Annotated in this window: 12 protein-coding genes and 1 pseudogene; all 13 read right to left on the bottom strand. The window is 60.1% G+C overall.

Features of this window, described 5'->3' with window-relative positions; translation table 11 throughout:
• Nucleotides 1-1,052 precede the first annotated feature (1,052 nt).
• A complete protein-coding gene (locus VGL22_RS15280; protein WP_465267803.1) occupies nucleotides 1,053-1,733 on the bottom strand; it encodes a lysozyme family protein in 681 nt (226 codons plus the stop codon).
• A 99-nt stretch (nucleotides 1,734-1,832) separates the two neighbouring features.
• Nucleotides 1,833-2,228: pseudogene (locus VGL22_RS15275) on the bottom strand (RHS repeat-associated core domain-containing protein); the annotation flags it as partial.
• 344 nt (nucleotides 2,229-2,572) lie between these two features.
• Nucleotides 2,573-3,379, bottom strand: a complete 807-nt coding sequence (locus VGL22_RS15270) for a hypothetical protein (RefSeq protein ID WP_465267802.1) — start codon at nucleotides 3,377-3,379, stop codon at nucleotides 2,573-2,575.
• A gap of 56 nt (nucleotides 3,380-3,435) precedes the next feature.
• Nucleotides 3,436-4,308 (bottom strand): hypothetical protein, encoded by an 873-nt coding sequence (locus VGL22_RS15265; RefSeq protein ID WP_465267801.1) that lies wholly within the window; start codon nucleotides 4,306-4,308, stop codon nucleotides 3,436-3,438.
• 101 nt (nucleotides 4,309-4,409) lie between these two features.
• Nucleotides 4,410-6,629, bottom strand: coding sequence for a hypothetical protein (locus tag VGL22_RS15260; RefSeq protein ID WP_465267800.1), 2,220 nt, complete (start codon nucleotides 6,627-6,629; stop codon nucleotides 4,410-4,412).
• On the bottom strand, nucleotides 6,626-8,836 hold the full coding sequence (locus tag VGL22_RS15255) for a hypothetical protein (protein WP_465267799.1): 2,211 nt from the start codon (nucleotides 8,834-8,836) through the stop codon (nucleotides 6,626-6,628). Before VGL22_RS15255 ends, VGL22_RS15260 begins: the two co-directional genes overlap by 4 nt.
• A gap of 19 nt (nucleotides 8,837-8,855) precedes the next feature.
• Entirely contained in the window at nucleotides 8,856-10,847 is a 1,992-nt protein-coding gene (locus VGL22_RS15250; RefSeq protein WP_465267798.1) for a hypothetical protein, read from the bottom strand.
• Nucleotides 10,844-12,544, bottom strand: a complete 1,701-nt coding sequence (locus tag VGL22_RS15245) for a Kelch repeat-containing protein (RefSeq protein WP_465267797.1) — start codon at nucleotides 12,542-12,544, stop codon at nucleotides 10,844-10,846. Before VGL22_RS15245 ends, VGL22_RS15250 begins: the two co-directional genes overlap by 4 nt.
• On the bottom strand, nucleotides 12,541-16,497 hold the full coding sequence (locus tag VGL22_RS15240) for a hypothetical protein (protein ID WP_465267796.1): 3,957 nt from the start codon (nucleotides 16,495-16,497) through the stop codon (nucleotides 12,541-12,543). Before VGL22_RS15240 ends, VGL22_RS15245 begins: the two co-directional genes overlap by 4 nt.
• Nucleotides 16,490-17,404: a hypothetical protein gene (locus VGL22_RS15235; protein WP_465267795.1), complete on the bottom strand. Its 915-nt coding sequence runs from the start codon at nucleotides 17,402-17,404 to the stop codon at nucleotides 16,490-16,492. Before VGL22_RS15235 ends, VGL22_RS15240 begins: the two co-directional genes overlap by 8 nt.
• On the bottom strand, nucleotides 17,346-18,704 hold the full coding sequence (locus tag VGL22_RS15230; RefSeq protein ID WP_465267794.1) for a hypothetical protein: 1,359 nt from the start codon (nucleotides 18,702-18,704) through the stop codon (nucleotides 17,346-17,348). The genes VGL22_RS15235 and VGL22_RS15230 overlap by 59 nt, the downstream gene beginning before the upstream one ends.
• Nucleotide 18,705: 1 nt before the next feature.
• On the bottom strand, nucleotides 18,706-23,679 hold the full coding sequence (locus VGL22_RS15225; protein WP_465267793.1) for a DUF6603 domain-containing protein: 4,974 nt from the start codon (nucleotides 23,677-23,679) through the stop codon (nucleotides 18,706-18,708).
• 414 nt (nucleotides 23,680-24,093) lie between these two features.
• Nucleotides 24,094-24,823, bottom strand: a 730-nt coding sequence (locus tag VGL22_RS15220; RefSeq protein WP_465267792.1) for a hypothetical protein, incomplete at its 5' end; no start/stop codon positions are given.

Below are 24,823 nucleotides of genomic sequence, written 5' to 3'. Positions count from 1 at the left end.
ACTCCTTCAGAATCCCCACAATCTGCTCTTCGCTGTAACGGCTCTTACGCATCTGAAGTCCTCCTCGTCAGGGCCTCATCGACCCAATTTATCGGAGAACTCTCACTCCCGCTGGACTAAATCAAAGGATGCAGCTCAGCGCCTTGTTCCTGGACCAGCCGTACAGCAACGTCGTATTTCTCTTGCGGTGATTCCAGGAATGCTGCGGTCAAAGTCTCCAAGAAACGCGGGGCCAGTCATCGACTCAGCTAGGCTTCGCCAACAACTTTCAACACCTCTGCTCCAAAGCAGATAAATCGATTTGTTGAATGCTGTTGAAATCGGCGGTTCCCAAGTGCTTTGGAATGAATATGACTATAGCAGCAAGCCGGAGCTTGTTGATCCTTGTGGCTCTCGGGTGCTTTGACCGCTACAAAATCGACTACATCGAAATGGGATGAACCCCTTCCCCGTTTGGGCCCTTTGGAGATCGTCCGCTAGAACATCCACAGAATTCAGTCCTGTCCAATATTGCTATTCATGCTCTCGTGCAAGCTCCTCGTACCTTTTGGAATAGGGCACCGTAGATTTCTTGCGCTCGAAGCCAGATGAATCGAATTTGTAGACCACTGCCTCTTTTGGGATGAGCGCGTGTCCGGTCTCCGCCGTTCCTTGAAAACACATCGCCCAATCTGGACCAACTTCGGCAGCGAACTTAGAGAGACAGTGCCAGGTTATAGTTGGCTTTTCGTCGCGGACCCGGATAATATAGGTGTTTTCACCTGGCCGTGAAGTGTAAATCACAAACATTGACGAGAATGTGGATAACGCCTCTGCCTGACCGTCGACCACAATTCTGCTAACTTCGACCGGAGGGCTCGACTCATTTCGGAGATTGAATTTCACCGTAGTTGAAGAATTGTGAGTTTCTCCGACAACCCAGTATCCTCGGTCGATTGTCCCAGCAAAATAGCACGTCAGTGAGAAACTTCGGTTCCTCTCTTGAGCGCCTAGCAGACTTGCTAATAGAAAGAGAGTTCCAGCAATTCGGACCATACAATAGCGCTCCAATCTCATTTTGCCCCTGAGCATTTCTTGATTTTGTTGACGTAGGCCTGACGGTTTGTTCCCCAGGTGCGAATTCCCTTCCACACATCTCCATGCGCAGCCTTAATATGCCTCCGCAGCTCAAGCGTCCCGATCATTATGTTCGTGCCAGGATCATAAAGATCGGATTCTCTGTACCCGACAGCACCCAAACCTTCGCTTTGGTTTACATCATCCAGAGAGATTTCCCTGATTAGCATGAATCCCTTCGCGCCAAAACCGCCGCCACCCGGATTATGAGCCTCTGGATCGAGGTTCGGATCTTCGTTCTCGGTAATTATGCAATTGATGATGTCGTCGCTAACACCAGACATATTTGCCAAGTGTACGGCCCAGGCAATGTAATTCAGTTTTTCTGCCAACGTCGCATCATTGTGCCAAGGACCGGGCCCGCGCATGAATCCCTCTCCGGCTCCCGGTCCACAAGCGCCAAACTCACATCCGGCACTCATCCCAGACAAGCCAAGGGCTTGATTAAGCCCATCTATGCCGGCGAGCGGACTCAAGCTTCCCATAGGTGCTCCGAGCGGCGTGATTCCACCCATATTCTCGCTCCATGGGGTACTCGGCCTGGGTTTCAAAGAGCCGTGAAAGTTGGAGTGGCCACCAAAAATGGAATCGATAATTAGCCAGTCGACAAATGCCATTACTCCACACGCAGCGTCTGCTCCCACGTTGGTTCCACCCATAACGATTGCCGTCGTGCACGCAAATCCTCCGCCACCTCCGCCGTCCAAGCCAGATGGATCAGTCATGAGAGTCGGTCTACCGTTGACGTATGCGTATCGGTTAAGGCTCTGCGGGTCAGCCCAGTCGTAGCTTCCACTGTACGGATCTGGAGTCATCCAGCGACCCTGCTGCGGCGAGAGCTGTCGGGCGCCCGCATGCCACAATGCCGTGGTTCCGTCCCATTTCAGGCCTGTGAAGCCAAACGTACCCGATGTTGAACCGGAGAACGTCTGCCCGTAAGGTGCATAGCTCACGGTTCCAGTTATCGGCCCTGTACTCGGCGCGTAACCCACCAGCGAGCTCAGGTCATCCGTAACGTGGTACGTCGGCACAGCCGATTGGGTACCGCCAACTTCTGCGATGAGCGTAGATCCGGCGTAGATAAGGTCTGTGTACACCCCGCTAGTTAACATTGCGATTGGCGATCCGCTGAAGTACATGAAATGCTGGCCGAGGCCCCTTGCGCGGGCGTCGATCTGCCGCGGGTGAAGCACAAAGAAATGGAGGCGCTCAGTGTAGAGGAGTGCCGCCAGTTTCTTTCGGTCGCAGAAGAATCGGAATCGTATGCGCTGTTTGCGCTGGCACTCACGGCCGGGTGGAAGCGGTTCGCGGCCGCGGCCATAGCAATCCCTCCCACTCATAAAAGCGCGATGTCTCAATGTTTACTTCGGCGCGAGCAGCGAGTTTTCCAATTCTCATACAGGTAGTTTGAACCCTATGCCAAGGTATAGAGTCCAAAAGTTTGTGCCGTCGTCCTTCAGCCCTTCTGACAGTAGAGAAGGGAGACATTCTTGGGGCGAGCCTCTGCGGCCGTGTTATTCGGGAGCACTCGCTTTGAGTCGAAAGTCGCCATATGACCGACACCTCCGGGAGGAGAGTAATCTCCGTTGTATCTGTTGTAAGGATTGAAGCTGAGAGCCACGTCGAACGCCCCGTTTGTCCCCGGCTTGAATCCCCCGGGCCATGCCTGATCGTTCGCCCCCTCGACGCCAGTGAGCGATCCGGTGATCTGGGGAATGGCGTAGTCCTGGAGGTCATTGACGTTGCGCCTCCCGGCTGGATCGATAGACTGGCCGCTCTTGTCGATGCCGCGAATAAAGCGGCCATAGGCAAGCTGGTATTCGTTCCAACCGGCTGGGCAGTCTGCGAGATTAAAGGGCACAACGGCGCCGGAAGGAACGCTTACGGCTGCCGTGCCTTGCTGCGTGCCGTCAGGGAACTGGAAGCCGCCGGTTCTGGAACGGACGGTTCCCGCCACATCGAGTTTTTGCCCGGGGTCAGGGGCGCCGATTCCGACATTTCCGGCAGGGCTGATAAAGAGCGACTTCACCGCGTCCTCTCCGTGCAGGATGACCACTCCGGCAAGCAGCGCGGCAAGGGCCAGCAGAGCCACGTTTCTGGAGCGGCCCAGGCGGAACACCTTCAAGGCTTGCGATGGGCTTCGCGGTGCGTCCAAGTGGGCTTCGAGTTTCGCAAGGCGCCGGCGAAGGTCCTCAAGCTCTGCGAGGGAGATGCTTGTCTCATTGCCTGCAGCCGTAGAGCGGCTGTCGCTTCGTTGTTCCATGTTTCCTCCCTTGCCGGGTCGGTCGGCGCTCACTACGAGGCAGCGTTCGATTCTACTTACCAGGATGAGTCAGGGGCACCGATGCAGATGGCCAACCCCAACAGGTCTCTTCCAGCGGAGCCCTGATTCACTTTGAGATGCCAGTAGTTATCCGAACCTGCTTCGATCCAGACTTGTTCCCCGCCTCCCGCCCAACCGCCACGAATGCCGGTAAGGAAGCACACAGAATGATCGGTCCTGGTCATCTTCACATCGCGGCCGCCTGCATTCCAATCCACACTGTAGGTTGACGTGTACCATGGCTTGCCGCGGATCTCGCCTTTTACGTCGAGCTGGCTTTGCGGACCCTGATTTGCGCTTCCGCCGATTCCAACCACGTCCCACAGGCGCACGACTCTGGCCCTGGCGGCAGTGGATTGACGTCCCAGGATCATGAGCCCGTCGTAGTCCTTCGCGTTTTCGATTGCAGCATTGCCATCCTTGTTGCCGGCGGCGCTGTGGTTGTGGTCTGTCCTGGTGAAGTAAATGTCGGAATTGCCGGCAGCGATTTTGCCGCCAACCGTAAGGTCGCTTGCCAGTGTCCCTCCTGCCAGGGGAAGCTTGCTGTCCACATCCTGGCGCAAGCCGGAGAGCGTCTGACCGAGGTCCTTCCCATCCAGTTGCAGCGCGCCTACCTTGACTACGCCGCTGGGGTCGATGGTGAGAGATTGGGATGCGCCGGCGGCAAGCAGGGAGATGAGCAGAGCAACGCAACCAACGGCAGCCAATCCGCGAAGCGCAACGAGCCTGGCGCCCATGCGAAAGCGCGCGCGGGGAGGAGTCGGGTTTGCTTCCTCCATCCGAGCCTTCAACTGCTCCAGGCGCTGCTCAAGCTGTTGCAGTTCGGTCTTCATCTCGTCATAGATACGATGGTTCGAATCACTCTTCACAGTCGTTCACCTCTTCTGCCGAAGCTGCTGGGATGCTGTCGTGGCGCGGTATTTCTCGCGGTTGTTATTGCCGGCGGTTCTTTCTGTTACCGGCGATCCTCTCAGTGTGATGGTTCGGCTATGTGCTTCGCGCTGGGCTTTGTCTCGGCCGCGCGCCGTTTCACCAGGTCCATTACGGCGGCCAATGTAGTTTTCAGGAAAGCCCGGATTGCGCTGCCGCTGCTCTTACCCCGGTAATGGGCGTTGATCGCTACGGTCAAATTCAGCAGGAAGGACTGTATATCCTTTCCACCTTGGATCCAAGGCGTCTCCGTAAGGCGCCGCTTGATCTCAGCTTTTCCCGCATCGCTCTCGAAATCTTCGGGGTGATCCTTGATTTCGAGGAGGCGCACGGTGGACCTGCGCCACGACTCGCACAGGGAGCGCAAATCGAGTAGCGTGGCGAGCATGTCGAGCTCATCCTGGGAAAGATTGGCGATGAAGGGCTGCGGAACCGAGATCTGCGGTGTGACGTCCTTCGCCGGCGCCGAGAATCCTTTGGCGGCGCGCTCGAGCCTCCAATCGGGCATCAGGACGTCGCCCAGAAGCCTGAAGTTCAGGCTGATGGCGGCGTTGCCCAAACGCACCATGTATTTGGACACCTTCACGGCGAATTTCACGTCCGTCGTAGGATCGATGCCTTCATCGAGGTGGCCGATCTCCTTGAAGATGTCGCCGGCCTGCTCGTTCATGGAGCAAAGCAGATCGACGTCGCTGAGCACCAGGCCCCTGCGAAGCTGGACATTGGCCACGATGTCCCGCACTGCGCCCGCGGTGTGGTAGGCCTCCTGCGCGTAAAAGCCCGCCAAACCCAGTGCTCCGGCGAGTTTGACGCGAACGTCGTCGGTCAGCTCCGTGCCTCCGTTGAAGCGGAGAGTCTCCACGTCATTGAGCCGCTCCTGGTATAACTCGTTTTCGGCGCGCACCTTGATGTTCTTGCCATACGTGTCGACATAGGCCTTGTCCGTATAGGCCTTGAACTGCGGATCGTCACCGACTTTGGCAATGCGGGCCTTGACGGTATCTTCGAGGCCGGGCCAGGCGTCGGTCACCGCCTTGAGTTGAGTTTCAGCCGCAGTCCGGTCGTCCCCGGTCACGGCTTGGGAGAGCGCCGCCGTGAAGGCACTCCATTGGCTGTCCGGCATGTAGCGGCGCATCTTGAGCAGAGCATAACGATCCTGCAGATCGCCGGCTTGCTTGCGCAGCTTCTTGTCGGTGGGCCAGAAATCGGCATCGGGGGCATCGGGGACCAGGAAGCGCCGGCCCTGGTTCCAGTGATATTCGTTGGTATAGACATTCACGTCGAAGACATACGCGGATTCGAGCTCGCAGGGAGCCTTTGGGCCAGCATAGCCGCTGCGAGGATTTCCATCCTCATCGACGGCTCCGAGGGTCCACTGGCGAAAGAGAGTATTGAAGGTGGCCACAACCGCGGCTGCCGAGGACCCGCGCGCGGAAACGTCGTGATCGGAAGTAATGCGATCGCTGCCGGGGGCCTCATAGACGATCCATCGGAAGCGGGCCGGCCCGTATCGCGTGCGTGCACCGGGCGCTACGGTATCGACGGCTTTGTCCATCAGGACGGCGGTAAGGTCGCGACGGAATCCGATCATTCGACGAAGCTGGGCTGGATCGCTATCCTTGAGGTCGTCGCGCACCTTCTCCCAACTCCAGGCATATTTCTCCTGAGCCAGCAGCATGCGCGCTTCGAGTTCCTTCGCGGATTCTACGGTCGCGCTCATGGACGCGAAGAACCCGTCGAGAGAGGAGGTTCCCTGAGGGATCCAGAAATCATCTCTTCGCAATTCCTCCAGGATCGGCTCCAGCAGTTCGGCACCTGCAACTTGCGATTCCACGTCACCGCCCAGCGTCATGCGGTACAGATACTGCCAGCCAAACAGCAGCGCCTTCAAAGGCGGGCGTTCCGGGAAGACAAACAAGTGCGCCTCAGTGGCGCAGAAAAATGCGGCGCGTCCCAGGAGCGAAGATTCCGCGGTCGCGATCTTTGTGTAGACACCCAATAGGGAGGGGTCGCGCTCCCGCAGCAAGGTCTCCACGGGGAGTAAACCCATCCCGGTCTCAGTGGGCGCCGCTTTGGCTGCCAGGCCATTCAATACAGAGAGAAGCTTGATTCGCGCCTGGGTGTGTTTGGCGAACGCGGTATTGAAATCGACGCGGGTCTGGGCCGTCTCCATTTTGGCGGCCCATTTGTCGGCTAATTGCGCCCACTGTAGCCCCCCGGAAGCATATTTGCGAAGGATGCCTTCGAGCATTGTGCTCATGAGATCGCCTCCGCCAAGGTGGCTTGCTTGTCGAGGAATAGCACGCTGTCGCCTGCCGACCCGAGGCGCATGGTGGGCGCGGGATCGGTACGGGCTTCCACATTCATTACGACGGCGAGGCTCAAAAGCGAATTTGAGAAGCCGGTGCGCTCTTCGGTCCACGGTGCGCCCACAAGGAGGGCTGCGGCCGTGTCGCTCCAGTCGCCATTCTCTTTTTTGAAAGCGGCGGGATTGTCTTTGATCTTCATCAGGTTCACCGCGCGAGCCTGCCAGGCTCCCAGAATGGTCTGCAGATCGAGGAGGCCATTGAGGCGGATGTCGACGCCCGTGGCATAGCTCTCTTTTGCGGGGAGCGCACGGGAAGAAGAGCTTGACGCCGAGCCGAGCTGAGCGAACTGCGCCTCAAAGATCTTCGTGACCAGATCGTAATTCGCGCCGAGAGCGGCGGCGGCCATGCGCGCCATGTACTTCGAAGCTTCGACAGCGAAGTCGATGGTTTCGGTGCCGCCTTCGGCAGGAAAATGTCCGGCATCCTTGAAGATGTCGGCCACCTGCTCATTGAAGGAGTGGAGCCGCTCATACATGCTGAGCGTCAGGCCCTGGCCGATCTGCAGATTGGAGACGATATCGCGGACGGCGCCCGCGGTGAAGTAGGCCTCCTGCGCCAGATAGGACGCTTTGCCGAACTCTTGAATCAGGGCAAGTTTGCCCGCATCATCCAATGCCGTGCCATAGCCGCGGCGCGAGTACACCACCCGGAGCTGGGCTCCGTAGAGGTTGTTTTCAGCGCGCATGGTCCAGTTTTTTGGGAAGATGGACGCCATGGTGGGAGAGAGCGTGGCCACGCTGCGTTTCTCGGTTTCAACGGACGCCGCCAGAGCATCGCCTTGGGCAGCCGTGGCCGTGACCCGATCCGCAAATGAACCCCCCGCGAGCACGGTGCGGACTCCCAGCGTGAAGTCGCTCCACGCGATCGTGGGCATATACCGGCGCATCTTGATCAGCGAGTAAACATCCTGCGACTTCTCCGCTTCCGTCCATTGCGGCGTGGGGGCGGTGGGCCAGACATCTGGCCCCGGAACGTCGGGCTTCATAAAGCGCACTCCCAGATCGCGCGTGTAGTCCTGGGCGTATACGTTCACGTCGAAGACGTAGCCCGATTCGAGTTCTACAGCGGGAGCGGTGGTAGCTGCCAGGGTCCACGCCCGAAATCGCCGGTTGAATTCGATCGCGACGAGCTCCGTTGCCGAGCCGCGCATGTTTACGTCGATGTCGGAGGTCGCCCTGGTACTGCCAGGCACGGAAAAGCGCACCCGGCGATAGGGCGTGAACTTGGGCCGTTCCGCTGCGGCGACTGCGCCCACCGCTTCATTCATCAATCGGTTGGTGAGATCCGTCCGGAAGAGGAGAATGCGCTGTAGCGTCAGCAAGCCGTCCGAGGTGGACTTAAGCATGTTCCGGAGAGTAGCCCATTCCCAGTTGAAACGTGCGAGCTGCGTCCGCACACCGGCTTCGTCCAGCGCGGTCAGCCCGTCTGCCAGAGCGGCCGCCGGGATCAGGGCAGCCCGGAGCTTATCGAGCGATTTGGTTCCGGTGGGTATCCAGAAATCTCTTGAACGGAGGTCATCGACCATTGGACCCGCCCATGCTGCATCCCACGCAATTCCCACCGCAACCATCGCGTCCACCAAGGCGTCGAGCGGACCCTTTTCCGGATACACGAAGGAGCGTACCTCGAGAGTCCACATCAGGTCAGGAAGTCTCCTGTGGTCGGCCAGTCTGTCTTTGAGGTTCAGCACCACCTTGTAAATGGAAGCATCGCGCTGATAGATCCAGGTAAGCACGTTGAGCAGGCCGCAGCCTTGCGTCGGCACGGCGGAAAGACTGAGAACAAGGGAATGGCGTCGTGCCCAGAAGCGAGTCGTGCGCAGGTCGGTGAGCTCGTTGCAGAGTGTCGTGCGGGCAGTGTCGAGACGCGCTTTGGCTGCGGCTGCGGCGGTATCGTCTGCCGCTACGTCCAGATCGTCCGCGGCAGCGTCGGCGGCGTTGCCGGCGGTGGTGATTCTGCCGATGCGTGCCGTAATGTCGTCGGCGCCTCCGAGCGCCCGCGCTGGAAGGCCGTGAAGAAAATACGGCAGCGGCGCGGCGGGAACCCCGTCGATGGGGGCACTGTGGCTGATCCAAAGGCCTAAAGCGGCTGTACTCATCTTCTGATCGGCTCCCGGTTTATTGCGGTGGCTGTTCGTATCCGCATCGCAAAGTTGCACCTTGCTCCACGGTGAATCCTGGGGTGAACGTGATGCCTTTACTGGCGCTGCAGGAAACGTCCGCGCCAGAGGGGATGGTGATTGCTCCAAACGTGAGCTGGCCGCCAACTGCTGCGAAGGCCACTGGTCCCGTGGTTGGAATCGCTCCCGTGGGCGCCTGCATATCGCCTTGAGCGACATAACGTGTTTTCGCTTCGGTATTGGCCGGCCAACTTGACTGCGTCGGCTGAATCGCGAAGAGTTGCTGGACGCTCCGGGCATACATCACGCCGTTGGGGCCGACAGAGAGAATGAAGTCATTACCGCCGTCGGTATGAATGGGCAGATTGACCGGTGCGGCGAAGAGGCTCTTGCACTGCCTGTCAAACCCATAGAAAATCCCGGCTGCAACGTAATAAAGATTGCCCGCGCCATCGGCAATCAGGTTGGAAGCTTCTACTCCGTTGGGCGCCTGGCCAGTGCAGACGCTGGTTCCATCGGGGATGAAGCCGCGGAGTTCATTGTTCTGGATGCAGTAGATGGTTTGCTGCGGGTTATCGGCGGACGGTGGAGCGATGCACCTGGCGATGGCGCCCGTCTTGGGCGTCCTCCAGCCGCTCGGGGTGCCGCTGGCGAAGCTCCCGTAGCCTTCGAGCACACCATTTTGATTCTCCGAGCTGGAAAGGAAGACCCAGTCGCGAAAATTGACGGGCACGGCCAGCGGAATATTGAAAGCGGGAAAGTTGCCCAATGAACTGCCATCGGGAAATGCCGGAACGCCTTTCACCGGAAAGCGGAGCACACCGCGCACGGGATCTGCCGCATAGAAGCCTTTGGAGCCGTTCGCATTCCCGAAAAAATAGAGGAGGTTTTCCCCGCCGCGCGGGCTGAGCACCACAGGCGGCACCTTGCCCACCGAGGTCGATCGCCAGAGCCCATCAAGGCGGGGAAGCGGGCTGAAAGAATAGACGTACCCATCGTCGTTCAGTAAGGCGATTCCACCGCCCGCGCTGACTGCTGGACGTTTGCTTAACGCCACCTCGGCAATCTGTTTCGCATCGGTTGTGGCGGGCGCGCCGTTCGTGCTGTTCCAATCGAACTGCCGCAGGACGAGCTTGCTGGCGAACGCCACTACGCGGTTCCTATCGCTGTCCGGGATGAGGTATTTCCAAGCCGCCGACTTGTCGCCGAGTTGCGAGTAGGCATAGCTCCAACGTTTGCTGCCGTCCCAGGCGATCCCATAGAGCATCGAATCGGCGCCCTGGGTATTGGCGATCATCAGAATGTCGTCGCCGTGAAACGCAGGACCCGCTGAGATGTGAGCGAAGTTGAGACCGCTCAATAGTGTGGAGACAACGACGCCGTTGGGTTGGCTGTAGCGCCAGGGGGTCGCGTCCGTGGGATTGCCGCGATAGCGCAGCTCCGGTCCATTGCGTGTCTCGGGGGAGCTCGCGTCCGGCCAGGAGACGATCAGGCGGGGGCGATTCTCGGGGTCTGCATCGTTCGCATAGTAGGGCTGGCTGGAACGCACAGAGCTGGTTCGAAGAGAAAGGACCAGGTTCGTGCCGGCCGCCGTTTGCACCGCTGCGGACAGATCGTCGCCGGTGGATTCGGCGGCGCTCGGCGAGTTCTTGTTGACGGTGAACTGCGCAATCGAGGGACCGGAGCTTTGACCGGGAAAGACGCGTACCTGCTGTGTGGCTGCGGGGTGGTCCACGGTGATCACCCGGAGGACGGCCGAAACCGCCGCGCCTTTGGGAACGGCAGTCAGGTCGAAGGTCAGCGCTGCGGTTTTGTTGCTGTCTCCCATGTTTTCGATGACGAAAGCGTGCGGGGGTGTCGCGCCCGAGGTTCCGCCCTGCACGACGCTTGGCACAAGGGCGATGGAAATCGACGGGGTCTGTGCGCCGCACAATGCGGCAAGCAGGAATGGCCAGGTGGAAGCGGTCTTCAGCAACAAGTGGGCTCTCATTTCTGACCTCCTTGGGAGAGGGTGTCCTGTACCAGGTAGCTTAACGACGTGCTCTTGGATCCATACACCAGTGAAACGGCAAAGATGAGGGACTTGAACTGTGTTGCAGTGAGACGAAAGGGTTGTTGGCGGTCACTGCCATCCACGGTGATGGCCCATAGTTTGCTTTGCGGAATGGAGTCGTCTGTCAGCAGGTCCGCGGTGTTGGTCCAGTAGTCGATGCCCTTGACGGTAAACTTTCGGGAGTCGATGCCCGATGGTTGAGTTTGAAATGTTCCGATGCCACAAAGGACATCGTCGCCTTTCAGTTTGGCGGGAGTGAGCCCACATGCAAAAGGGTCGCCATAGGCCAGTTCGGAGAAGGAAGGGTCCTTGAGGCCGCCCCGGAATTTCATCTTGGTCCAGGTGGCATCCTTCCACGATGGATCCTGCCCCTTGCTCAGATACCACAGAAACTTTTGCGGAGTGCCAAAGGCACTGTCGGTGCCGCCGCACAGCCAGAGTCTGCCGTCATAGGCCGCGGCGCCTGCCATACACAAAGCCGGCACCTGGTTCGTGACCTGCGTCCATTGCTTCCCATCCGTAGAACGGTAGACATCTGCGAGCGTATTGGCCGCTGCGTCGACGCCGCCGATCACCCAGAGCGCACCGTCGAAGGCGAGCACTGCGTGTCCCATGCGCGACTTCCACGGTGCCTGCGCAGTGTCCGAGTCTTTGGTCAGCGGATCGAACCACCAGACCGTGTTGGAGCAGACATTCGGATCGATCTGGCTGCCACCGATGATCCAGATCCTCTGGTTGAAGAAAGCGCCCGGGCTGGTCTCAAGACCGGGCGGAACCTTCTTGAGGAAGCGGTCTTCCGCGCCAAGCGTGCCCTGGCTGGGATTGAGCTGGTAGAGCGAGGCAATTCCGTTGTTGAGAAAAACGCCGTACAGCCGCTGGTCGTTATCGTTCACCATCACCAGCGGCGCGCCCTCGACGCATCGCGGAATGCGGTTCCACCCCGGATTTTGAATGCGAACAAAGACCCAATCGCTGACCTGGTTACCCTTGTTGAAGGTCTTGAGCTGGTAATTCTGGAAGTCTGTGATGCGATCGGTCAAAGGGTCTTGCCAATGGCCCGTATTGCCGGCCGTCGTATCTCCCGGAGCGGGCAGCACCTGTGTGGCGCCGCGGAACAGCAGCACGGTATCCGCGTTGTTGACCTCCCAACGAAGCGTAATTTTGGCCCCCGCCTGGGGCTCGAAAACATCATCGTCGGCCGCGAAGGTCCCTATCGTGGGCCAGTCGTCGCCGCTTTGCACCGTCACCGGAAGCGATTTGCTGACTGCGTTGCCAGACTCAAGCCACTTGACCGGCAACTGGAAGTCGCCGGCGCTCACGGGCTGTATCGACGCCAGCTTGAGAGCCGTATAGCTGTTTGCGGACACGGCGATGCCGCGGCCTCCACCGATCTTCCAGGTCGTCTGCGGAGCGCTTGTGTCGATCTGTGTGGGAACACTGTCGTCGCTGCCGGCAAGAAGAAATTCAATGTCGTTGATGTTGGCGGCGAACTCCAGTGGAAGGGTAAGGCTGAAGACCAGCGAGGCGTCGCTTGAGGTGTTGTTCGTGATCAGGATCGTGAACCAGGATTTCTCGTTCCCGAAGCGCAGTTCGCTCTGATCGCCGATGGTCAGTGTCCATGCCGCTCCGCTCATTGGCTGGCTCCCTTCTTTGCCGTCAGTTGTAGCGACTTCACACTGGTGTTTCCCTGCTGGTCTGTTGCTGTGAGGCTCACCTCGATTGTGGTCGTCACCTGCAACCGGAACTCTGCGGGCAGATTCGAGTCGGGCTGCCGCGACCACGATGCGAGTGGCTGGTTGGTCTTTTTGTCGGCCAGGGTAAGCGCATCCGCCCCCTCTACCGACCATCCCAGCGTGACACGCGTTCCCGGCTCCACAGTGAGTGAGCCTTCCTTGACCCAGAGGGCCGAGATGTTGACCGGATTCATGGCCAGTTTCAGCCAGCCTTCCTGCAGTTCCACCGGATTCTTGGCAAAGGCCGCGCGATCGCCCGGGTCCGCGATCTCCGTGCTCTCCTGCCAATACGTCACGCGAGGCCGAACGGCCCATGACCACTGGCCATAGTCATCGGACGGTCGCGGCACGCTCATGGTGCCCGCTGGACCGACCAGCGGCGCGCTCTGGAAGAAGACATCGCGGATGGATGAGACGCTGGCTGCTGCGGCGGCTGGAAGATAGAAAGCATGGCGCGGGAGCAGCCCGCAGCGCGCATAAACAGGAGCAGCGGGATCCATGAGCAGCGTCACTTCAACGGCGGATTCGGCTTCCAGCCAGAGTGGGTTATTGTGCTCGAGTGCGCCCGGATATTCGGCTCCGTCGATGCCATAGCGCGCATAGAACGTGTCGTCGCCCGCATCGAGGAGATAGCCGGCAAGACCGCCCGCCGCGCCGGCCGCCCCACCCAGGCGCACTGGAAAGGCAACGCGAGTGAAGCCACGCGTAGCCTCGTTTCCGGACGCATTCTGAATGGGCGCGCTCTGGACAGGCGCATCTACGCGTTGTGCCGGCGGGCTTGCCAATTCGATATTCAACGATGCTCGCGCCAGAGCCAGTGGTTTACCCACCAGGAGCGAAATCCGCGGATCCTGCTCGGCCGCCGCTCCGCTGTCGCCTTGTGCCGCGGCAATCGACGCCAGCAGGCTTGCTCCCGCATCCGCGCCCATCATGGTCAGCTTTTGTACGAAGTCCCGCAGGCGACGGTCGGGGATATCGGCAGGCGTGGTTTCGCTGCCCGGCACAGGCACCCAGAAGAACGACTGCAGGTTCCTGCTGTTGGAGAGCTTGACCCGGATGATCGTCTGCAAAGCTCCAAGCAATTTTCCCTGGGCATCGCACACCATCAGGCTCTGGTCCAGATGGTTGGGGAATATCCAGCCGCAAAGCGGGCTTCCGCCGGGTTCGCTGTCGTTGGCCGGGAGCCAATCCAGATTGAGTCGCGCCGGCTGCACATAGCGGGGGGGCAAGGCGATGCGCTTGGATGAATCAGGAGGACTCGTGGGAAGGCCAAAGGATGTGAGTTGCTCGTAGTCCTTTTCCAGCGGCTTCGCGGTCTGGCCAAATGAGTCGATCAGCCACATGCGGCCCAGCTCGATCCGTCCCGCGCGAATCGGTTGCAGCGGGTTGCTGGTGTCCGGCGCCAGCATCGAGCGCGTATCCAGCAGGCCCCACACCGGGTCGGCAACCGCGCCCTGGGCGGGCACCGGCGGAGGCGTGTTCTGCGTGACGTACCCCGGCTGAATGGAAGGCAATTGCAGCCCCTGGCGCAACTGCCGCAACGCATCGTGAAATCCGCTCAGCGACTGGGCCAGCACATCGAGGCTGTCGACGTTGGAGATTGCCTGATCCAGTGCGTCGCCTCCACCGTCCGGCAGCTGCTTTTTCAGCTTCTCAAGCTGCCGCCGCAGAACCCACTCGGGATGTGGGTCGAGCATGGTGTACGACCGCAGCGTGATCGGTGTTGGATCTGAAGCGGGGTTCGCCGATGGAACGCTGCTGGGATTGAGCGACAGTTGGAACTCGTTGCCGCTTGCATCCAGGGGCCACGGCTGCCAGGGACTCGCCGCGTCCGCGAGGCTCGCGTCGCCGTCCAGACCTGGATCGGGATGCCACACCACTTCCCAGGCCAGGAGGACAGGCCGCCACGGATTGCCCATCCAGCAAAAGAGCGCGACGGGATCGGGACACTTGAGCGCAACGCCGGATGTTTCGCTGGCGAGTGTCGGATCCTTCTGAGTTGTGTCGGGATTGGTGAGCAGTTCCACGATGCTCTGCTTGAGTTTCGCGAGATCGTCAGGGCCCAGCTTGACGTTACCTTCGAGCGCCGTTGTCAGAAGATCGGCTACCGGCGGCATGAGCGGTGTCTTGGCAGGATCGGCGGGATCGAGGATCAGTATCTCGCTCAACAAGGCGTTCAGCAGGTCGGCCGATGGTCCCGCGCCCATGACCGGAACCTTCGTGAGAAACGTCCCCGCGCCGTACAGGTCTTTGGCGTGAACCGTGATCGGGGTCTGCGCAAGCGGTGGAGTTCCGGTTACACCGGTGATGATCTCGGAAGCCCAGCGGCAAGCCAGTTTGTCCGCACGAATGTAGCGGTCGATGACACCCCTGGGAGCAAGTCCGGTGCCCGCGAACAGAATGGCCGGATCGCTGGCGCGAAAGAACGGAGGCTCGGTGGACTGCTCGAGCTCTAAGTCCGCGAAGCGCGAGTTGAGCGAGTCTTCGAGGGTCTGGCGCACGGTCTGGTGAGCGTCCACTGCACCCTTCGCCTGGTTGGACGCAGTGGTCACCGCGTCCTTGGCGTTTTGAAGAACATCGGCCGGGATCGTGTCTTTGGGACCAAACGGCGCCGTAATGTAATCCCTGGCCCAGAGAGCCCAGAGACCGAACAATGTCTGACGAAGCGATGCCAGTTCGCGCTCTTGGCGCGCGTCCTCGCGGGCCTTGGCATTCAGGTCGGCAAGAGCGGCATCCAACTCCGGGGGCAGGCGCTCGACCGAGGGCGCTTGCATGGGCAGGGGATCGGCATTCGCGGGTGCCGCGGGCTTTCGCCTGGCTTCAATCCAATAGTGGTCTGCTCCGGGGGTGGTGATGAAGCGATGCCGGTGAAACTCGGCATCGACGTCGTCCATCTGCTGCAGGCTGTCCAGCATGCCGAACTGAAATCCAGCCAGCAGCGGCTCGAGCTTCTGAATATCGGCGGCATCCTTGCCCATCTTCGTGGCAAGCACCGTTGACAGCGTCTCGGCAGTGCTGTTGCCCAGGCACACCGTCATCTTCGGGGGCTGTGGCACGGCCGGGATATGCTTCTTCGCGGCGTTCCAGCGAATACGACATACCGCACCGTGGCAAAGGACGCGTCCAGGCGCCTGGGCCGCGGAGGCAACCCAGTCCAGCGTGTCCAGCTTCGCGGCTATGCCAGCGGGATCCACACCGTTAAGCAGGTCCTTGCCCGGATCGGAATACCACCCGGCCACTTGATAGCTCACCTGCCAGTCGCCTGGATCACCGTTCGAAGGCTTGGGATCATGGAAGCCAAGCACGCTCTTGCAGGCGGGATAGTGCGCCGCGAAGTACGGCACGCCCGATCCAAGCGCGGTCAGGGCAATGTCCGCCGTCGATTCTGCCCACCCATCCAACGGAACCGCGCGGCCCATGCTGTCAAAGAGCTGCGACTGGGTGGGCCTCAGGACCGTGATCGCGCCATCGACCGGCTTGCTCGTCTTGTAGAGGTAATCGCTCTCGACGATCCAGCGCGCAACGTCTTTGATTGAGGTGGTATCGGGCGAAAAGCGTACACGCTGCACGAGCCACCGATTCGGGATAGCAGGAAATGTTCCTCCGGCGCTTCGCCCGCATGCCTCGGGAAGGAACCAGTGCAGATGAATACCGGGGCCGGGAATCGCACTCTTCTGGGCGCCCTGCTGGAACAGACTAACGAGATCCGGACCAACGAGAACGGGCACATTCCAGATCTTCGAGAAGTCGGGAGCGAGGTCGCTCCACGCATAGGTGCCTGCGTCAGTGCCCGCGACCAGCGCGGAGACCTCCATCGGAGCCAGCAGCCATTCGAATCCGTTGGCGTTACTCATTCTTGTTCCCTGCGCCGAGTTTGAAATCTACCAGACCTGGACTTTCGACCATTTCCACGCCGAATTCACCCGAAGTGAAGACACTCGGCGCTTGCTTCAATTCCGTAAGGCGTTGTTGAAAGAGAGCCGCCAACTCTGCAACACGAACTACCCGCGTTGGCCTGCCTTTTCCACTGCGCATGGGCGCATCGATGGGTCTACTGCCGTCGCCGGCCTTTTGAATCTGCTCACCGGGCTGGACGGCGCCGTCCTTCTCAGTAACTTTGCGCAGACTGAGGCGCTGGTATTGTCCGTTGCCCACCGGAGACAGCCCGAAGTGCAGCCCTTCGGGCGGCTGTTTGACGGTCATATGCGCAACCTTGCCGTTAAAGATGCAGAGCAGAATATCGGGCGCGAGACGGTCGATACGCAACGGAGCGAGTTCGACGCCATCCGCACCGTAAGCCTTCATCTCGACGCCCTGCCATCCATCGACAACTCCTGAGCGGAGGAGGAATCCGGTGAGCGGCCACTGCGCCGCTTGGGCTTGCGGCTCGCCGATATCGCGGCCATTGCCGCGGACCAGGGCTGCATCAACCATCGCCTGCTCCAGCGCGAGGTGGCGCATGGTCGTATCGAGGACCGTGTCCTGCGCATCGAGGCGGCCGATACTCGTCGCTCCCTGGATCATGATTGCGATCCAGCCGGGATCGAGGAAAAAGAAACGGACCGACTCCGTGGGAAGCATGCGCTCGTCCGGAACCAGGTATTGGAAGGGGATGCCATAGACCAGTACCGCGCGCGCGAGGAATCGCTTCACCTCGTCAGGAGGATCGTAGGAGACCGTGTCGGTCAGCTTGGCCCAGTCCTTATTCACCAGATGCCCCCGCATTGCCGATGAGTTGAACGACTGCGCCAGCAAAGTCATCGCTTTGCCCGAACTGAGCGTCGAGTTGCTTCTGCCGTGCTTCGGCGGCAACATCCTGTGCCACCCGGTTGCGGTAACGTTGCATTGCGCGAGCAAAGCTGCGATTGTTGAGGGCCATCATGCGCCCCAATTCGAAGGCGGCCGCGTACTCGGCGGCAAACATCCCATTGCGCGGATCGTAGCGCAGCGCATGATCGGCGCAGGGGATGGCCTCATAGGGATCGAGCACCTTCATCTCCAGCGGAACCAGAGGTCCCCGGTACCAGGAGACGGTCTTCTCGCCGAGGCGGGTGGTGTGGTTCAGGCCCGCGTAGCCGAGCGTAAGAGCACTCAGCGCAAACACGGTGCCATCGTCGGTCCCCTTGAGATCTTTGGTGGGCAGGCCAAGCAACGTCTCGTCGTCGAGTGCCGCCATTTTAGTTTTGAAGTCGTTATTGCCGTAGCAGGTGAACTTCCAACTCGCCAGCACCGCGAGGCGCACGGCGGACTTGTCACCGGGGATGGGAGAGGTTGCATTTCCGTTTCCGTCCACCTTAGGCAGCAGTTCGGCAAAGCCCTCGAGCGAGACCAGGCAGACAAGATTGATCTCGCCTTCCGGCTTGATCGAGGGGTTTGGGTTGGCTGGATCTTTTCTGGCCAGAGCCAGGCGATTGCCAAGCACTACCGTGAACCACCCGTCCTGCTTGAGCGACAGAGTCTCCTTGCCGGCCAGGCTGACTTCCCGCACGTGTGCCAGGTAGGGAAGATCGTCTTTGGTGGGTACGATCTCCGCAAACAGCGCGCCAGGAATGTCGATGGTGTTGCACAGGTCGTTCAAAGTCTGTCCGCGTTCGAGGATCAGACCCTGGGGACCCTGCACTCCCCCTTCCGGGTTCAACAGACCGTCGACGGTGCGCGACTTGACCGCCGGGATCGTGCCATCGGCGAAGTCGTCGCGGCTCAATAAAAGCAGCGCCATCCACGGGACCGGGAGATCGGGATCCTGGCGTGTGAAGTTGCCTTGGATGGTGCGCTCCCATGGCAGTGTGCGGCGAGTAAAAACGATATGCGGCAGTGCATTGTCGAATGGTCCAAAGTCCGGGGGCGGATAGACGGAGTAGACTTCCTCGGGTTTGAGATAAAAGCGAGGCCCCGCTACGGTGAAGGGCGCCACGGTGCCGTAAGGCTGCGTAACCCCCGGCGCGGTGAGATTCTGTGTGACATTGAGCGAGTAGTCGCCGGGCGGCAGCGCGGGCGGCGACGCCTGGTGAAATTGAATGGTCGGCGCCTGATCGGTCGTAGAAATCAGATTGGGGCTCATTTTAGCGATCCTCGCGCGGAAGCTCGCCGAGGGCGGCGATTCTCGGCCCTGATTGGAAGATGGTCGGCGCCTGCTGAGCCGTGAGCGGCAGCGAGACGGCGTTCAACTGGTACGGAGTCACGCCGGCCAGCGCAATCAGTATTCCCGATCGCGTTTTGCTCACTGCGTCGTTGGCCCATATGGTGCCGGTCAGCGTCTCGATGCTTTGCGTGTAATTCTTGATCGTGTCAGTAGCTTTGGCGTTGCCCCAGGGAATATTCTTGTCGATGATTTCGTAGTTGAAGACCTCCAGGAGCATGACGGGCAGGCTGTGCTTCACCTGCATCCGCTCGCCTGCCTCGCTCAGCGCCACACTGATTCCGGCCGGAATCTGCGTCAGCACCTCGCTCGAAGGACGGGACAGATCCGGCTTGCCCGCCCCCCACAGCGCCGTCGGGAATCCCTTGTTCACCAGCGAGCTGGTAAAGAGCGCGCTGTCGAGTTTCGAGCCGTCGGGAGTCTCGATGTTGACATCGAATTTCGAGTCGAGCTTCTCGCCGTACATCGGGGCCACGCCGAGCTGAGTCTGTTTGGCCTTTAGCAACTGGGGCTGCTCGCTGCCGTTCCAGCCGATCTCAGTGAGCGGAGTCTGCGACTGGGCGGTAAACGCGAAGTCGTGGGCATTCACGATGGCGACGCTGGTGCCATCGTCTTCTTTCCATTCCTGCATCAGTCCGCCGGTAAAATTGACGCCGCAGACTGACTGATCCTTCGGCAGGAAGCTCTGTTTGAACTCGTCCCAGGGGATAGGCTGGGGCAGGGCGGGGTCGTCGCCGAAACTGATGGTGAAGGAAACAACGTAGAACTTGATGCGCGCCGTTCCCGAGAAATCGGGCCCGTAGACATGCAGGTCCACGCCGAGCTCGAAGCTGATTGTCATGGAGATCGAAAAGAGTCCGACGTCGATGTCGACCGTCGCGCTTGCTCCCAGCCTGACACCGATCTGGATGTCGTAGTGGAACGGCTTCCACGCCACCAGAAAATCGGCGTAGGCGATAAACCAGGCCTGCACCCAGCCGCCGTCGTAGACCGCGCTCAGCTTGCCGCCCGCCATCAGGCACGAAGGCGTGAGAGCAAAATAGAGCTCGCCCGTGATGCGAATGCTGCCCGAAACCCGCCAGTCGATGCCGACCCGCGGAACCAGCGGGTAGTGGGGCGGAGGAACGAACGACGGATGATAGCCGCCGAGCGTCACCACGAAGTCGCCGGCGTGCGGACCACTGAACCAGGTGTAGAAGGCGAAGCCGCCCGTGAGCCGGCACGACTTGTCGAAGATGTATGAGTTCGGAGTAAGCCGTGCCTCCACCGACAGAACCCCGACCGCCGGATTGAACTCTGCGCGCAGGGCCAGCTCGGCATAGCAGATGGCTGTCTTGCCTTCCTCGATATTGCTGGGAATGGTGAGCCTGGAGACCCCCAGGATAGAAATGGTGAATTCAGAACCGAACGTTGCCGAGAGCAGCGCCACGGTTTCGATCAGTCCGAACGAGCGGAAGCGCACGCCCACCGCCAGCCAGTACGATGCCGGATCGGGTGGGATGGCGGTGCTGATCTTCTCCAGCGCGTCCTTCGGATCGGCGTCCTTGCCGATGTAGTCGGGCTCCTGGATCACGCGTACCAGGGGAAAATTCTGGACCTCTGTAATGGTCGGCAAAATCAGCTTGCGCTTGAAGCCGAACCCCGCAGCCAGTGCGGTGACAAAAAAGAATGCCGGACCGCCCAGATCCTTGTTCAACACGGCAAACACGAACAGTGAAGGTGTGCCGTTGATCGACGCATAAGATCCGAGGCCGGCAATCGAGAACGCATCGGTGCGGATCATGGCCGCGCCGGTGTACTGCGTGATGCCGTTCAACTCCGACTCGAGGAAGCTGCCGCTGATGGTCAGCGGGCCGCCCCGGAACGATAGATCGAGACCGCTGAGACCGAGCGTGTAGTCGCTTAAATTCTGCGGAGTCTTCAGTGGAATGCCGATGGTTAGATCAATCAGGTCGATGCCGAGCGGCCCCAGCGCTACCGAGCCGTCATATCCCACCAGCAGCCTGAACTCATCCGTGTTGAAGCCCAGCCCGACTTTGCGGCACAGCAACGGCCCAAACGACTTGCCCACGGGAATCCAGATCTTGCCGCCGGCTGTCGGATCATCGTCGCTCAGAATTCGGGCATCGAACTGCTTCACATACGAAATCTGCAGCCCGAACTCCGGATTCACCCGATCGCTTCCTTGGTTGTCGGTTGCATCACTCGCGCCTGGTGAAAGCAGCCCCGCCGCCACTGGATTCTTGGTGCCGGCATCGGGCCCCGCGCTTGGCCCCAGCGGAATGGAAGCGCGGTCTACCTGGAACCCGCCGCCCACTTCGACGCCGGATCCGGAAGCATCGAGATAGACGCGCAGTTCAACGCCTTCGGCGCGATAACCCTTGATGCTGAAGAGAGGATTCTTGGCCGTGCCGGCGGCGTCAAAGCCCACGCTGACCAGCTTGAGCGCGGGCGCAAATTGAATTCCACCGTCCTTGGCGCGTACCAGATCGATCTGAATTCCTGGTTTGGGTGGCGTTCCGTCCTTTCCCCAGGAGCGCGTCAGCCAGTTTTCGTCCTTCTCGCCCGACATCCACTTGCCGGCCTTGAGTGTGAGCTTGGTGCCCGCGGGCTGATCGGCACCCTTGTCGTTAGAGGAGCCGCCACCAATACTGATGTCGGGAAGCGTGAAGCGCACACCGTAAGTAGACGAATTCTTGTCCTGCGTGAAATAAAGTGCGTCGTCGCTGCCGATCTTGAAAAGTTGCAGCTCCTCCACACTCGCCAGGAACTGCGAAAGCGCAGCCTGGATGAGCTTTTCAGGCCGGAGCGCCTTGATAGCATCCACGTCAATGGCACCGTTGGCGCGCGGGAACCGGTATTTACCGTCCTGCTGAGTCAGAAGTCCCCAACCAGTCAGAACCGTCGCCGGCGTGCACCGCGCCGCGCTCTGGGTGAACGCGGATTCGATCCACCTCTTCGCGGAAGCATTATCCAGGACCGCCGACTCAAGAATCGTCCAGACCCTGTCGATCGAAAAATTCTCTACGCCGCGGAACGGAACCAGCCCCAGCCGAATGGGCTGGTCGTCCAGCGGCATCTCCAGAGCGAGTTGAAACCCATCCGCGCCAAAGCCGGCCGTAAACCGCGGCACCAGCTTATCGGTTGGCGCCCCGCCCAGGGTTGCTGCAATGTCGATCTTCGGCGCACTCGGCTTGGTCAGATCCTCCAGTGTGAGGCTGCCATTCAACCCGAGATTCACCCACTCCACCGCGGTGCTGGCGTCAAAGTTGACGGCAATTCCCGACCCTCCCGCCAGAGCGGCCCTCAGCCGAACCGATGAGCCTCCGCCATCGGGCGCATAGGCGTATTCGATGCCCGCATCTCGCCATACCAGGCCGCAGTCCTCGGGCAACAGCCGCGTCATGATCTGATCCCACAGATCTTCGTCTTTCAGCCGGTCCAGCAGCCATCCCACGGGGTCGTCCAATGGATTCGCCTGCTGCCAAAGCTCGATCAGCGATTTTGTTTTGGCGTCATGGCCCTGCCCCGCGCTTTGCTCCAGGTCGGCGAACGGACTCAGCTTCGGCTTGCCATCTTCCAGCGCGAACTGAATGCCGGCTTCGAAGCACTCCGGGCTGATCGCGTCATCCGCTGTTTCGCCGGAATACGTGAAGAGCGCTTCGGCGTTGTTCTGCTCCACAATCGCCGCCAGCTTGAACTGCGGCTGAAGGTCGGCCCCGATCCCGGCGAGCTGTGCATTGGCTTCCACGCGAATGTCAATGTCGTCGGAAGGATGGATGGTCGGAGAGGACAACTTGAGGCCGGGAATGATTTTGACGCCACTGGACGTATCCACCGCGAACGTCAAGTCGAGAATCCGGTCTCCATCCTTGTCCGCGACAATCGAAACCGCGAAAGGATTCGCAACTGTGCCATCCCCAGCGATGTCCTTGTCCTGCTCGCCCTTCCGCGTCGTGACGTCCAGCCCCTTCACCAGGCAATAGAAACCGTGCAGCCACGCCTTGAGTTTCGCCGGATCCTTCACAATCGAGTCGAACCAGTCGGAGAGGCTCAACCACTCGATCGCGGGAACTTTGGAGTCGCTGCTGAGTCCCAGCACCCAGAGCAGATCCGCGAGAATTGCCTTAACCGTGGCCGGGTCGGCTTTATCGTCGATCGCCGCCTTCGTCGCAAGCTGCAGAGCCGCGGTGACCGCTGCATTGAGAGCCGTCCCCAGAAGCTTGGAAGGGTCTTTGGCCAACTCTGTCAAGCTGAGATCCTTCGGCGGCGATCCTCCGATGCTGAACTGCGTCAGCACCAGGTCGATGACGGGCGGGTCTTGCAGGCTCAACTGCGCCGAAAGCTTCAGCCCGCCCAGCGAGATATTCTCGGTGCTGAACTGTTGCCCCTTGGCAAGTCCAAGTTGCAATCCCACCACCACTGGCTCTGAGCCGGAGACAAGCGGAAAGCTTCCCGATCCAAGATCGAAGATTGGAAGCTGCAGTTGGAGCTGCGCGGAGAGCGGTCCAACGTTCTGATCGAACTGCGCTCCCAAACGAATCGGGAGCGAACTTTCCGCGGGGTCCGCATCCGTCACCAGGTAGAGGCCGGTAGCGGTCGCTTTGCCGTCCTTGTCTGGGAACTCGATCGGATACCACTTGTGAGCGTCCCCCTCTGTAAGGGGGCTGGTCTCAGCTTCACCCAGAAACGAAACGATCAGGTCGAGAAGTTCCTTGCGGCGGCTGGTTGCGATCTCCTTAATCGGCCCAATCGGATCGCCAAACCAGGAGGTCTGCAGCTTGTAGTTCCCCGTGTCTCCATCGGGATCAAGAAGTCCGATAAGCTCGCCAAGTCGCCCCAGTAGCGGGTCGAGCTGTGGCAGAGTCGGACTGTCAAGGGTAGGAGAAGGCGCCATTGGGGAGGCTCTCGTTTGCATGCAACTACCCGATGCAGGCGGCTGCAAGGAAAGCCAGTATCGCCAACTGGGGCCGCTCATTCGGATGCGCTCTTCAGAGGTTTACCTTTTGCAGGTCCTCAAAGGAGTCGTTTCATCCGGGAAATGAATTGTGTCGATCGCGTGCTGCAGAGGGGGCCAGCCCATCCTAGCCGGGGTGCCAGTACGTGTAAAGGAAAATCACTTGAAAGAACGCGCCCGCCCGCTAACTCTCTTTGTGGTGACGGCAATAGAAGGCCGGCGGAACTGTGAGTGAGCTTCCGCCTCCGCTGTGGTGACTACCGGTTCTTCTTCGAGCATAGGAACGAAAACCACCATCGACGTCATCCGTTCCATCGCCATCGGTCGAAAAGCCGATGGAGGTGAGAATTGTGTTCATTTGCGACCAGCAGCTTCTCGGCTGTTCCTCATGCCTCGCCATCTCTCGTTTTGATTCGCCTTGGAAGGGTGGGGATCAAGGTGAGACTCGAGCCAGAATCGAAACCAATCCACATTCCCCTGTTGAGAGGCCATCCTGTCCAAAGGTTTCTGCAGGATATGCTGGCCGGCGGGAATATAGATCAGATCGACCGGCTTATGCTGAGCCGACAAAGAAGAATATGTCTCCCATTCCGTGAGCACCGATACTGGCCCGATCGCTTCAATGCGGAGCGGTGTCTCGACCCGATCCAGATGAAACCCCGGCGCCCGCTGAACCCATGCGCTCAAGCCATCTCCGACGGGCTTGGCGCCAAGGATCTTTTCGTATTCCATTGCCAGGGTGGGACGCCCTTCTGAGAAAAGACGATAGGTCATGTAGCTTGTGTCGATGCCATCGGCAATCGTGGCCGCAGAGAACATCTGCGGATGTTCAATGAGCGCCTGCTCCACGTACCAGCAGGTTCGGCTGAAGCCGATGATCCCTACCCGCTGCCTGTCGATCACTCCTTCCCGATCCAGTTGGGCGATCGCCGATTCCCACCCGTCGATCGCGTCCGAAGCCTCTTGAAGCGACACAAAGTGATCCGGCCGGTTGGTGGTCTGCAGCACGGCAATCCCAGCCGACGCAAGCGGACGGGCTGCCATTGCGGTCGGATAGAGGCCATCGGTCACGAACGCCGACGGA

It is taken from the genome of Occallatibacter sp., assembly GCF_036502485.1.
Taxonomy (GTDB): Bacteria; Acidobacteriota; Terriglobia; order Terriglobales; family Acidobacteriaceae; genus Telmatobacter.
The sequence above is the reverse complement of the archived record's forward strand: the minus strand, read 5'-3'. Positions and strand labels throughout refer to the sequence as shown.

Excerpts from the sequence above, each read along its gene's own strand:
- VGL22_RS15280 (WP_465267803.1), bottom strand. The coding sequence starts at position 1,733 with ATGGCATTTGTCGACTGGCTAATTATCGATTCCATTTTTGGTGGCCAC.
- VGL22_RS15270 (WP_465267802.1), bottom strand. The coding sequence starts at position 3,379 with ATGGAACAACGAAGCGACAGCCGCTCTACGGCTGCAGGCAATGAGACA.
- VGL22_RS15260 (WP_465267800.1), bottom strand. The coding sequence starts at position 6,629 with ATGAGCACAATGCTCGAAGGCATCCTTCGCAAATATGCTTCCGGGGGG.
- VGL22_RS15255 (WP_465267799.1), bottom strand. The coding sequence starts at position 8,836 with ATGAGTACAGCCGCTTTAGGCCTTTGGATCAGCCACAGTGCCCCCATC.
- VGL22_RS15250 (WP_465267798.1), bottom strand. The coding sequence starts at position 10,847 with ATGAGAGCCCACTTGTTGCTGAAGACCGCTTCCACCTGGCCATTCCTG.
- VGL22_RS15245 (WP_465267797.1), bottom strand. The coding sequence starts at position 12,544 with ATGAGCGGAGCGGCATGGACACTGACCATCGGCGATCAGAGCGAACTG.
- VGL22_RS15240 (WP_465267796.1), bottom strand. The coding sequence starts at position 16,497 with ATGAGTAACGCCAACGGATTCGAATGGCTGCTGGCTCCGATGGAGGTC.
- VGL22_RS15235 (WP_465267795.1), bottom strand. The coding sequence starts at position 17,404 with ATGACTTTGCTGGCGCAGTCGTTCAACTCATCGGCAATGCGGGGGCAT.
- VGL22_RS15230 (WP_465267794.1), bottom strand. The coding sequence starts at position 18,704 with ATGAGCCCCAATCTGATTTCTACGACCGATCAGGCGCCGACCATTCAA.
- VGL22_RS15225 (WP_465267793.1), bottom strand. The coding sequence starts at position 23,679 with ATGGCGCCTTCTCCTACCCTTGACAGTCCGACTCTGCCACAGCTCGAC.